Source organism: Burkholderia sp. HAN2018 (assembly GCF_024704855.1).
GTDB classification, from domain to species: Bacteria; Pseudomonadota; Gammaproteobacteria; order Burkholderiales; family Burkholderiaceae; genus Burkholderia; species Burkholderia cepacia.
Genome location: NZ_QOBB01000058.1, coordinates 23,159 through 34,629 on the forward strand (window position 1 = coordinate 23,159; position 11,471 = coordinate 34,629).

Sequence of the window (11,471 nt, forward strand, 5' to 3'; positions counted from 1 at the left end):
GCAATCGAGTATGGAAATCGTATCGATATCGGTCTAACGTCCAGAGACTATCGATCGATTCAAGAATTGCATGATTGAACTGCACCAGCTTCGCTGCTTCGTCGCGGTCGCCGAGGAGCTGCATTTCGGTCGCGCGGCCCGGCGGCTCTTCATGACCCAGCCGCCGCTCAGCCGGCAGATCCAGCTGCTCGAGCATGCGCTCGGCATCGCGCTGCTCGAACGCAGCAGCCGGCAGGTCAGCCTGACCGCGGCCGGCGAGCGGTTCCTGCGCGACGCGCGGCACATTCTCGAATTTTCCGCACGGGCCGAGCAGGCCGCGCAGCGCGTCGCGCATGGCGGCGCCGGCCGCATCACGCTCGGCTTCACGGCGGTCAGCGCGTACCGGATGATCCCGATGCTGCTGGCGCATGCCGCGCACGCGCTGCCGGACGTCGACGTCGAATTGCGCGAGATGGTGTCGACCGTGCAGATCGATGCGCTGGCGTCACGGATGCTCGACGCGGGCTTCGTGCGCCAGCGGGCCGCCCGCCAGCCGCTCGAATACCGGCTCGTGCAGCGCGAACCGATGCTGGTCGCGGTCGCGGAGGGGGCGCCGCTCGCCGCGTGCGAGCGCATCGGCCCCGACGATCTCGACCGGCAGCCGTTCATCGCGTATTCGCCGAACGAGGGGAAATACTTCCACGACCTGATCTCGGGCCTGTTCGCGAACGCGGGGCGGCTGCCGAACTACCTGCATTACGTCGGGCAGACGCATACGATCCTGGGCCTCGTGCGTGCGGGCCTGGGCGCCGCACTCGTGCCGGCGTCGGCGCGCGAACTGCATGTCGACGGCGTGGTGTTCCGGCCGTTGGCGGGCACCGACGTGGCGGCCGAGCTGTATCTCGCATGGCGCACGGACAACGACAATCCTGCGTTGCCGGTGTTCAACGCGATGGTCGAGCGGTTTCTCGCGCAGGAGCAGGGCGGCGCGGTGACGTGATGCGCCGGGGAATCCGTCCGGCGATGTGACAAGCTTTCAGTCCGGAAGGGGGCGCATGCGATGACAAGCAATCCTGACCGAGCACGACGGGTCGCAGTCCTGCGAATCCTTACCGTACTGAAAGCCGTTTCGCTGCCGGTGTTCCAGCGGAGGAACGCAGCGCTTCGCTGCACTGCGACAACTGCTTGACGCTGCATGCCGGTCGGCGCAGGATACGTCCGTGCATTTGGAGCGGGACGCGCCGGCCGCGCGGTTCCTGCACCCGCGATATGCAGAAGAACAACGATGAGCCTTTACGCACTCGTACCGGAATACCGGCCCCGCGTCTGTCGGCCCGCCGGAACCACGCTTCTCCCGACGCCCGCCGCGTCACGTATCCGTCATCCCGTTTCGTACCGTGCCTCGGTACGCTTCCCCGTTCGCGCGCGAGCCGCGACGATGAACGGCGCCCGTCCGGCGCGCCGCATCGCGGCACCGTCCGCCATCCTTCATTACCGCATCCTGAACGGCGCCTACACCGGCGTCTCGTGACGCCCGTCGCGCCCGTCCTTGTATTGCGCCGCCGGCTTTGCCTGGCTGCCCGGCGGCACCGAAGTCCGAAGCATTTCGATTGAGCTTGAAAGAGCACACGCAAGCAGTTCGGTTCGAGGTTCAAGGAGAAAAACTCATGTCGCAGCTTTCGAATGAAGAAGCAAACGGCAGTTCGGGGAGTGGCAAGGTCAAGCTGGTCAAGTGGGCGATCATCATCGCCGGCGTCGCGATCGCGGCACCGGCCGCGCTGTTCATCCTGAAGGGGGTGATCGCGCTGGTCACGGCGGGCGTGATCGGTCTCGGCGCGATCTACTTGGCGCCGGTCGTCGCGATGAAGTTCGCGAACCAGAAGGTGAAGATGATCGTCGAGGAGGCGCAGGCGAATCCGATCGAGACGCTGATCAACCAGCTCGCGGAAAAGCGCCAGGCGGCACAGAAATTCGCGGACAGCATCACCGCGTTCCGTACCGAGGTGAAGAACTTCGAGAACAAGACGGAACTGTTCGAGAAGCAGTATCCGGACGACGCGCCGCGCTTCAGGCAGCAGCTCGACACGATGAAGCAACTGCTCTCGTTCCGCGAGGGGCGCTACAAGCAGGTGCAGGCCGAGCTGAAGAACTTCGCGTCGGCGATCGACCGTGCGAAGGCGATGTGGGACATGTCGCAGGCGGCGCAGCAGATGAACAAGCTCGCGGGCCGGCAGGCGTCCGACACGTTCGAGCAGATCAAGACCGACGTGGCCGTCGATTCGGTGATGCGCTCGGTCAACAAGGCGTTCTCCGAAATGGAGACGTCGCTGATGGATAACCCCGAGGTCAAGCAGGCGCAGCAGCAGGCGGTGGCGAACGCCCCGCACGCGCCCGGGCTCGATGCGGCGAACCCCGCGCAGCTGCCGTCGAAACAACAATAACTTCCTGCAGGCACGCAACCATGAAAAAACTGCTTGGCGCCATCGCGTTTCTGGTAGTGCTCGTCGGCGTATGGATCGTTCATCAGGGCGGCCTGTCGACGCTGATTCCCGCGCATGACGCGGCCCCGGCCTCGACATCCGCGCAAAACGGCGACAGCGGCCAGTCGGCGCAGACGCCGCCGTCGGCCAGCGTGCTGCCGGCCGGCTTCACGCCGCAGGCCAGCACGCTGAAATCGATCGCCGAAAACGGCATCGTGCGGATCTCGGTGCAGAACCCGAGCGAACCGTTCTTCGGCGAGGACAAGGGCTCGCCGCACGGCTTCAACGTCGAGTTCGCGCGGCTGCTGTTCGCGGACCCGTCGTTCTCGCACGGGGGCAAGCCGGTCGTCGTCGATACCCGCCACGAGGTCGACACGTACCCCGGCGTGCCGAAACAACTGCTCGATACCGACGCGAAGGGGAACCACGTGGTCGACGTGGCGATGGACGGGCTGACGTTCCCTGACAACACGCCGGCAGGCATCGTCTATTCGGTGCCGTACGTCGACGATTTCGGCTATTCGCTGATCGTGCGGCAAGGCTCCGCCATCCGCTCGACCGACGATCTCACGGGCAAGACGGTCGGCATCCTGAAGGGCGACCCGGACGTGCGTGCGTTCGTTACGCGCCAGTATCCGAACGTGAAGTTCGTCGAAGTCGACGATTCCGATCCGGCGTTCATCGCGAAGAGCATCGACGGCCATACGGTCGATGCGTTCATCTACGACTATCCGTTCGCGGTCAGCTCGATCAAGGGCACCGACCTGAAATTCGCGGTGACCAAGCTCGACGGCTCGAACATCGCGTACAAGATCGGCGTGCGCGCGGATGACCAGGATCTGCTGATCTACCTGAACGCCGCGATCGCGAAGCTCAAGCAGTCGCCGCAGTATCTCGAGCTGCTGCGCAAGTACTTCGTCAGCGACCAGGCGGTGACGACCGCGGCCGCGTCGGGCGAACACACGTACGTGGTGAAGGCGGGCGACACGCTGAACATGATCGCGGCGAGCAAGCTCGGCAGCGGCCAGCGCTATCGCGAGATTCAACGCCGCAACAACCTCGCCAATCCGAACCTGATCCTGGCGGGCCAGCATCTCGTGATTCCGGTGCGCTGACGGCGGCGTGAAGTGAACGAAAAGGAAGGGATGTGAAGGACGGCGCGCGGCCCGGCGGAGGTGATTCGCCGGGCCGCGCGCAGGTGGGCGTCAGTGGGTGATCGACAGGAACAGGTAGGCGGCGAACAGCGACAGGTGCACGACGCCGTGCAGCACCGTCGTGCGGCCCTGGCTGAGCGTCAGCGTGCTGACGAGCAGCGTCAGTGCCAGCAGCACGGTTTCCATCGGGCCGATGCCGAGCGTGAGCGGCTGGCCGACCCAGATGAACACGGCCGCGACGGTCGGGATCGTGAGCCCGATACTCGCGAGTGCCGACCCGAGCGCAAGGTTCATGCTGGTCTGCAGGCGATTCGCGCGTGCGGCGGTGACGGCCGCGAGCCCTTCCGGCAGCAGCACGAGCGCGGCGATCACGATACCGACCGCGGCTTCGGGCGCACCGAGCCGCAATACGGCATGCTCGACGGCCGGCGACAGCAGCTTCGCGAGCAGCACGACCGCGACGAGGCTCGCGAACAGCAGCAGCAGGCTGATCAGCGCGGTGCGGCTGCTCGGCGGCGCCGCGTGAACCGATTCGTTCGCGCTGTCGTGCGCGGTGAGGAAGTAGTCGCGGTGACGCACGGTCTGCACGAACACGAATGCGCCGTACAGCACGAGCGACGACACGCCGGCGAACGCGAGCTGCGATTTCGAAAAGAACGGGCCCGGTGCGGCGTTCAGGTAGTTCGGCATCACGAGCGACAGCACGGACAGGGAAGCCAGCACCGCGAGCGCCTTGCTCGCGCCGCGCCCCTGGAAGTCCTGCTCGCCGTGCTTCCATGCGCCGACCAGCAGGCAGATGCCGACGATACCGTTGCAGATGATCATCACGGCGGCGAACACGGTGTCGCGTGCGAGGCCCGATTTCTCGGGGCCGGCGCCGAGCATCACCGACACGATCAGCGCGACTTCGATGACGGTCACGGCGACTGCGAGCACGAGCGTGCCGAACGGTTCGCCGACCCGATGGGCGACGACTTCGGCGTGGTGGACGGCGGCGAACACGGCGCCGGCGAGTGCGGCGGCGAACACCGCGATGACGAGGCCTTCGGCCGGCACGACGCGCGACAGCGCGAGGACCAGCCATGCGGCAAGCGGGGCCACGAGGGTCCAGCGCGGGAGCTGGTTGGACGAGAGCGGCATGGAGGGTTTCCTTATGCGAGTGGCGGCGCGCGACGCGCCGTCACGGGTTGACGAAGCCCGGCCGTACTATCCGCCGAACGAGGATGATGAAACCGGAAGATGGCAGCACGCAACGGTGCTGCCCTGGGTTCGCCGCCGCGAGGCAGCGAGGGGCGCGGGCGGGCCGGAGCCCGTCGCGGGATGAAACGATTCGATGCGCCCGCCGCAAACCGCGAGGCGGGCGCGTGAGACGACGCGCGTGCCGGAGGCTCGGTTCCGACCCCGGAAGGGCGGCCGGCAATGGACGGCAGTGGCGGCGTGACACGCGGTTTCCCCCTGAAATCCGGTGGTTTGCCGGATTTTATCAGGCGTTCGGGGGTCGCTATCTCATATTCGAACGCTTTCATTGACCTTTCGGTTTGCAAAAAGTGCCCCGAACGTTCGAATTTTTTGTCTTTGCAGTTTCCGTAACGGTCTCTTGCACGACAAATTCGGGCACGCCCTGACATAAATATACCGACCGGTCGGTTTATAATCGCTCGCACTTCCACTTCATGACGGATCGCAAGCGATGGCTGTTTCTTCTGCACATTCGGTGAACCCGGGCGCGCTGGCGCCGTCGGCAGTCGTCGGCGTGATCGGCGCCGGCGCGATGGGCGCGGGCATTGCGCAGGTCGCGGCGGCGGCCGGCCATACGGTGCTGCTGTACGACCTGAACGAAGCCGCTTGCGACAAGGCGCTGGCCGGCATCCGCGCGCAGTTCGCGCGGCTCGCAGAGAAAGGCCGGCTCGAACCGGCACAGGCCGATGCGGCAGGCAGCCGGCTCCGCGCGGTGCGTGCGCTGGCCGATTTCGCAGGTGCCGCGCTGATCGTCGAGGCGGCCGCCGAGCGGCTCGACGTGAAGCGCGAGATCTTCGCGACGCTCGAGCGCCATGTCGACGACGCGTGCCTGCTGGCGACCAACACGTCGTCGATCTCGATCACGTCGATCGCGGCCGGGCTGCGCGCGCCGCAGCGCGTCGCCGGCCTGCATTTCTTCAACCCGGCACCGCTGATGGCGCTCGTCGAGGTGGTCAGCGGGCTCGCGACCGCGCCCGAAGTCGCACAGGTGCTGGTTGCGACCGCCGCCGCGTGGGGCAAGCAGCCCGTGATGGCCAAATCGACGCCGGGCTTCATCGTGAACCGCGTCGCGCGGCCGTATTACGCGGAGGCGCTGCGCGTGCTGAACGAACAGGGTGGTGCGCCGGCGTCGATCGACGCGGTGATGCGCGAGGCCGGCGGCTTCCGGATGGGGCCGTTCGAGCTGATGGACCTGATCGGTCACGACGTGAACTTCGCGGTGACCGAATCGGTGTTCCGCGCGTACTTCAACGATCCGCGCTACACGCCGTCGCTGATCCAGCAGGAACTCGTGAACGCGGGTTTCCTCGGGCGCAAGTCGGGGCGCGGTTTCTACTCGTATGCGGACGGCGCGACGCCGCCCGCGCCTGATCTCGAAGCCCCGCGCGCCGCGCCGGCCGACGTCGCACTGTTTGCGCAGGACGGCCCGGCAGCCACGCTGCATACGCGTTTCACCGAACGCATCGCGGGCGCCCGGCAGGCCGGCGCGCATGCCGACGACCTGCTCGCGACGGCCGGCCGCGCATCGATCGCGCTGACCGACGGCCGCACCGCGACCGCGCGCGCCGCGCAGACGGGCGTGGCCGATCTCGTGCTGGTCGACCTCGCGCGCGATTATACGCAGGCCGGGCTCGTCGCGCTGACGCGTGCGCTCCAGTGCAGCGACGCGGCCTATGCGGACGCGGTCGGCCTGTTCCAGCAGGCGGGTTTTCGTGTCGTCGGCGTCGCGGACGTGCCGGGCATGGTCGCGATGCGCACCGTCGCGATGCTCGCGAACGAGGCGGCCGACACGGTGAACCAGGGCGTGTGCTCGCCCGCCGATCTCGATCTCGCGATGGAGAAGGGCGTGAACTACCCGTGCGGCCCGCTTGCGTGGGCCGATGCGATCGGCATCGGCCGCGTGTTTCGCGTGCTGTCGAACCTGGCGGCGAGCTACGGCGAGGACCGCTATCGCGTGTCGCCGCGCATCGCCGCACTGCATGCGGCCGGCCGCACGTTCCGGTCGTAACGCCGGCTTCGTCACCTCGAACACGATAACGACATCACTCCATTGGAGGAGCACCCCGATGACCCACCCGACGCATCCCGCCGCCGCCCTCGAGCCGATCGAGACCGCCAGCCGCGACGAACTGCAGGCACTGCAGCTCGAGCGCATGAAGTGGTCGCTGCGCCACGCGTACGACAACGTCCCGCACTATCGCCGCACGTTCGATGCGGCCGGCGTGCACCCGGACGACCTGAAGTCGCTCGCCGATCTCGCGAAGTTTCCGTTCTCGACCAAGAACGATTTGCGCGACAACTATCCGTTCGGGCTGTTCGCGGTGCCGCGCGAGCAGGTCGTGCGCGTGCACGCGTCGAGCGGCACGACGGGCAAGCCGACGGTGGTCGGCTACACCGCGCGCGACATCGATACCTGGGCGAACGTGACCGCGCGCTCGATCCGCGCGGCCGGCGGCCGCCCGGGCGACACGCTGCACAACGCGTTCGGCTATGGCCTCTTCACGGGCGGCCTCGGGATTCACTATGGTGCGGAACGGCTCGGCTGCATGGTCGTGCCGATGTCGGGCGGGCAGACCGAGAAGCAGGTGCAACTGATCCGCGATTTCGAGCCGAAGATCATCCTCGTCACGCCGTCGTACATGCTGAACCTGATCGACGAAATGGTGCGGCAGGGGATGGACCCGGCCGAGTCGTCGCTAAAGATCGGCATCTTCGGCGCCGAGCCGTGGACGCAGGCGCTGCGCGAGGAAGTGGAGACGCGCGTGGGCATCGACGCGCTGGACATCTACGGGCTGTCGGAAGTGATGGGGCCGGGCGTTGCGTGCGAATGCGTCGAGACGAAGGACGGCCCGGTAATCTGGGAAGACCATTTCTATCCGGAGATCATCGATCCCGTCACGGGCGAAGTGCTGCCCGACGGCAGCCAGGGCGAGCTCGTGTTCACGTCGCTGACGAAGGAAGCGATGCCGGTGATCCGCTACCGCACGCGCGACCTCACCGCGCTGCTGCCGCCGACCGCGCGCGCGATGCGCCGGCTCGCGAAGATCACCGGCCGCTCCGACGACATGCTGATCGTGCGCGGCGTGAACGTGTTCCCGAGCCAGATCGAGGAGATCGTCGTCGCGCTGTCGCAGCTGTCGGGCCAGTTCCAGATCACGCTGTCGCGCGACGGTCACATGGACCGGCTCGACCTCGCGGTCGAACTGCGCTCCGAAGCGGCCGCGTCCGTCACCGAAAGCGATCGCGCGGCGCTCGCGCGCGAGCTGCAGCACCGGATCAAGACGATGGTCGGCGTGTCGTCCGGCGTGACGGTGCTGGCGGCCGGCGGCATTCCCGCGACCGCGACCGGCAAGGCCCGGCGCGTGATCGACCGCCGCCAGGCCGCGTAATTCCGATGTTTGCCGTTCTACCCGAGGAAACCTGTTCGATGGATGGATTGAAGACCCTGGCCGTCACGGTCGATGCGCGCGGCATCGCAACCGTCGCGTTGCAGCGCGGCGATGTGCTCAACGCGTTCGACGAAACGATGATCGCCGAACTGACCGGCGCGTTCACCACGCTCGGCTCACGTGACGACGTGCGCGCGATCGTGCTGCGTTCGGACGGCCGCGCGTTCTGCGCCGGCGCCGACCTGCAGTGGATGCAGCGCGCGAGCGCGAACGACGCGGCCGCGAACCTGCGCGATGCGGAGCGGTTCGCCGCGATGATGCGCGCGATCCGGCAATGCCCGAAGCCGACGGTGGCGCGCGTGCAAGGTCACGCGTTCGGCGGCGGCGTCGGCCTGTGCGCGGCGTGCGACATCGTGATTGCGAGCGATCACGCACGCTTCTCGGTCAGCGAGGCACGCTTCGGGATCCTGCCGGCCGTGATCGGGCCGTATCTGGTCGAGGCGGTCGGCCAGCGCCAGGCGCGGCGGCTCGCGCTCACCGCAACGCAGCTCGCCGCCGGCGAGGCGGTCGCGATCGGCCTGATCCACCAGGCCGTGCCGCTCGAGTCGCTCGACGAAGCGCTTGACCGGACGCTCGCCGAACTCGGCCGGAACGGCCCGAACGCGCTGATGGAGATCAAGCGATTCTTCGACACGATCGGCGAGTATCCGTCGTCCGACGAGCGCGCGGCGTTCACCGCGCAGACGATCTCCCGCGTGCGGGCGACGCCGGAAGCGAAGGAAGGCTTCGCCGCGTTCTTCGCGAAGCGGCCCCCGGCATGGGAGGCGGGCGCCGAATAAGCGCAAGCGGAGACGATCGGCGGCGCAACGGGCGAGCCCGCATTTTGCGCCGCGGGCGCTTGCTCTACAATGCGTGACCCCCGGCGCCCCGCCGGCCCAGCCCCGACCGATTCTTCATCCGATGATCGTCAACCGCCTTATCTCCGAGATCCTGTTCGGCTTCACCGGCCTGATCGGCATCATCAACCCGATCGGCATCGCGTTCCTGTTTCTCGAACGGACCGAGGCGCTCACCGAACACGAGCGGGACCTGCTCGCCCGGAAGGTCGCGTTCAACTCGTTCATCGTGCTGCTGGTCGCGTTTTTCGCCGGCACGCCGGTGCTGCATTTCTTCGGGATTTCGATGGAAGCGCTGCGGATCGGCGGCGGCTTCGCGGTTGCCGTGGCCGGCTGGCAGATGCTGAACGAACCCGACGGGCCGGGCGGCGGCGACACGCCGGTCAAGCCGATCGACGCGAACGCGATCATGACGCGCGCGTTCTTCCCGCTGACCGTGCCGCTGACGGTCGGCCCCGGCTCGATCGCGACCGCGATCGCGCTGAACGCGAACCGCACGCACAAGCTGTCGGAGTTCATGCTGTCGAGCATCGTGTCGATCGCCGTGTCCGTGCTGGTCGCGGTCGTGATCTGGCAGGTCTACAGCCGCTCCGCGCTGCTGTCGCGCTACCTCGGCAGCGAAGGCACGAAGGTCGCGAAGCGCGTGTCGGCGTTCCTGCTGCTGTGCATCGGCGTGCAGATCATGCTGACCGGCTTTTCCGCGTTCCTGCAGCCGATCGCCGACCAGGCCAAGTAAGCGGCCCGCGCCGCGGCGCACGTCTCGCGCAGCCGGCGCCCCGCGCGACCTCGCGACCTCGCGCCGGCGAACGCCCCTTCGTCCGATGCGGCGACGCCGCACGTCTTTTTGCCGCCCGGGATACCATGCGACGGTCCGGCCGATGCGCGGCGCGCATCCGGCCGTCAGCTCAACTTCAATGGCGAGGCGTGCAATGGAATACGTGAAATTCGGATCGACAGGGCTGGAAGTGTCCAGCCTGGTGCTGGGTTGCATGACATTCGGCGAACCGTCGCGCGGCTCGCACCCGTGGACGCTGCCGGAAGCGGAGAGCCGCCCGATCATCCAGCGGGCGGTCGAAGCCGGCATCAACTTCTTCGATACCGCGAACATCTATTCGGACGGCACGTCGGAGGAGATCGTCGGCCGCGCGCTGCGCGATTTCGCGAAACGCGACGAGATCGTGATCGCGACCAAGGTGTTCTACCGGATGCGGCAGGGGCCGAACGGCGCGGGGTTGTCGCGCAAGGCGATCATGACCGACATCGACCAGAGCCTGAAGCGGCTCGGCACCGATTACGTCGATCTCTACCAGATTCACCGCTGGGATTACGGCACGCCGATCGAGGAGACGCTCGAGGCGCTGCACGACGTCGTGAAGGCCGGCAAGGCGCGCTATATCGGCGCGTCGTCGATGTCCGCGTGGCAGTTCGCGAAGGCGCTGCATACGTCGAAGCAGCACGGCTGGACCCGCTTCGTCAGCATGCAGAACCACCTGAACCTGCTGTATCGGGAAGAAGAGCGGGAAATGCTGCCGCTGTGCGCAGACGAAGGGATCGCGGTGATTCCATGGAGCCCGCTCGCGCGCGGCCGCCTGACGCGCAACTGGGACGAGTCGACCGAGCGGCAGCAGAGCGACGCGGTCGGCCAGCGGCTTTACGACGCGACGGCGGAGTCGGACAGGGCGGTCGTCGACGCCGTTGCGACGATCGCGGCCGCACGAAACGTGCCGCGCGCGCAGGTAGCGCTCGCGTGGGTCGCGCAGAAGGCCGGGGTCACCGCGCCGATCGTCGGTATTTCGAAGCCGCGGCAACTGGACGACGCACTGGCCGCGCTCGAGCTGAAGCTGACCGACGACGAGATCGCCACGCTCGAACGCCCGTACGTGCCGCACGCGGTCGCCGGGTTCGACTGAGCGGCGCCGCGCGGCCGTCAGCGTGCGGCGGCGAGCATCGGGTAGGTGAACAGTCCGAAGTGGACGACGTTGAGCCCCGCATGCGCGAGCGCGGACGCGAGCAGTCCGCCGCGCCGCCATGCGAGGCCGTAGCCGACGCCGGCCACCGTGCCGAGCACGATCCATGACCAGCCGCCGGCCGCATGCGCGGCGCCGAACAGCACCGCGCCGATCGCCAGCGCGACCCATGGCCCCCACGCGAACGCACCGAACGCGCGCGTCAGCCCGCCCTGCACGTAGCCGCGGAACAGCGCCTCCTCGGCGAGCGTCACGAGCAGCAGGTTATTGACGAGCCACAGCCAGCCCGACGCCGGCCACTTGGGCGCCCAGCCGACCATGCCGAACGCGAGCGCGCCGGCCAGGCACGCGGCCGCCGTGGCGACGG

10 protein-coding genes are annotated in these 11,471 nt (G+C 67.6%); 8 read left to right on the forward strand and 2 right to left on the reverse strand.

Annotated elements, in window-relative coordinates; all coding sequences use genetic code 11:
- Positions 1-70 precede the first annotated feature (70 nt).
- From DPV74_RS17110 to DPV74_RS17120, 3 genes are all read left to right on the forward strand, one after another.
- Positions 71-979: a LysR substrate-binding domain-containing protein gene (locus tag DPV74_RS17110; protein ID WP_027791839.1), complete on the forward strand. Its 909-nt coding sequence runs from the start codon at positions 71-73 to the stop codon at positions 977-979.
- Between the two features lie 667 nt (positions 980-1,646).
- On the forward strand, positions 1,647-2,420 hold the full coding sequence (locus DPV74_RS17115) for a hypothetical protein (RefSeq protein ID WP_027791838.1): 774 nt from the start codon (positions 1,647-1,649) through the stop codon (positions 2,418-2,420).
- Positions 2,421-2,440: 20 nt separating this feature from the next.
- Entirely contained in the window at positions 2,441-3,574 is a 1,134-nt protein-coding gene (locus DPV74_RS17120; RefSeq protein ID WP_119337616.1) for a transporter substrate-binding domain-containing protein, read from the forward strand.
- 90 nt (positions 3,575-3,664) lie between these two features.
- Here the strand turns inward: DPV74_RS17120 and DPV74_RS17125 are convergent, their stop codons facing one another.
- Positions 3,665-4,753, reverse strand: coding sequence for a calcium:proton antiporter (locus DPV74_RS17125; protein WP_021162015.1), 1,089 nt, complete (start codon positions 4,751-4,753; stop codon positions 3,665-3,667).
- A 550-nt stretch (positions 4,754-5,303) separates the two neighbouring features.
- Between DPV74_RS17125 and DPV74_RS17130 the strand changes: the two genes are divergently transcribed.
- The 5 genes from DPV74_RS17130 to DPV74_RS17150 all read left to right on the forward strand — a co-directional run bounded on the left by DPV74_RS17130 (position 5,304) and on the right by DPV74_RS17150 (position 11,047).
- Positions 5,304-6,860 (forward strand): 3-hydroxyacyl-CoA dehydrogenase, encoded by a 1,557-nt coding sequence (locus DPV74_RS17130; protein ID WP_119337617.1) that lies wholly within the window; start codon positions 5,304-5,306, stop codon positions 6,858-6,860.
- A gap of 58 nt (positions 6,861-6,918) precedes the next feature.
- Entirely contained in the window at positions 6,919-8,241 is a 1,323-nt protein-coding gene (paaK, locus tag DPV74_RS17135; protein ID WP_119337618.1) for a phenylacetate--CoA ligase PaaK, read from the forward strand.
- Positions 8,242-8,279: 38 nt separating this feature from the next.
- The gene (locus tag DPV74_RS17140) at positions 8,280-9,080 is read left to right on the forward strand and encodes an enoyl-CoA hydratase-related protein (protein WP_059697388.1); all 801 of its coding nucleotides are present in this window, start codon (positions 8,280-8,282) and stop codon (positions 9,078-9,080) included.
- A gap of 121 nt (positions 9,081-9,201) precedes the next feature.
- Positions 9,202-9,873 (forward strand): MarC family protein, encoded by a 672-nt coding sequence (locus DPV74_RS17145; protein WP_021162011.1) that lies wholly within the window; start codon positions 9,202-9,204, stop codon positions 9,871-9,873.
- Between the two features lie 193 nt (positions 9,874-10,066).
- The gene (locus DPV74_RS17150) at positions 10,067-11,047 is read left to right on the forward strand and encodes an aldo/keto reductase (protein WP_060085433.1); all 981 of its coding nucleotides are present in this window, start codon (positions 10,067-10,069) and stop codon (positions 11,045-11,047) included.
- 17 nt (positions 11,048-11,064) lie between these two features.
- On the opposite strand, the gene DPV74_RS17155 is transcribed toward DPV74_RS17150, so the two are convergent.
- Positions 11,065-11,471 (reverse strand): CPBP family intramembrane glutamic endopeptidase (locus DPV74_RS17155; RefSeq protein WP_162923062.1); only part of this gene is annotated, 407 nt, incomplete at its 5' end.

Coding starts and splice junctions, on each gene's coding strand:
- DPV74_RS17110 (WP_027791839.1), top strand. CDS start 71: ATGATTGAACTGCACCAGCTTCGCTGCTTCGTCGCGGTCGCCGAGGAG.
- DPV74_RS17115 (WP_027791838.1), top strand. CDS start 1,647: ATGTCGCAGCTTTCGAATGAAGAAGCAAACGGCAGTTCGGGGAGTGGC.
- DPV74_RS17120 (WP_119337616.1), top strand. CDS start 2,441: ATGAAAAAACTGCTTGGCGCCATCGCGTTTCTGGTAGTGCTCGTCGGC.
- DPV74_RS17125 (WP_021162015.1), bottom strand. CDS start 4,753: ATGCCGCTCTCGTCCAACCAGCTCCCGCGCTGGACCCTCGTGGCCCCG.
- DPV74_RS17130 (WP_119337617.1), top strand. CDS start 5,304: ATGGCTGTTTCTTCTGCACATTCGGTGAACCCGGGCGCGCTGGCGCCG.
- paaK (WP_119337618.1), top strand. CDS start 6,919: ATGACCCACCCGACGCATCCCGCCGCCGCCCTCGAGCCGATCGAGACC.
- DPV74_RS17140 (WP_059697388.1), top strand. CDS start 8,280: ATGGATGGATTGAAGACCCTGGCCGTCACGGTCGATGCGCGCGGCATC.
- DPV74_RS17145 (WP_021162011.1), top strand. CDS start 9,202: ATGATCGTCAACCGCCTTATCTCCGAGATCCTGTTCGGCTTCACCGGC.
- DPV74_RS17150 (WP_060085433.1), top strand. CDS start 10,067: ATGGAATACGTGAAATTCGGATCGACAGGGCTGGAAGTGTCCAGCCTG.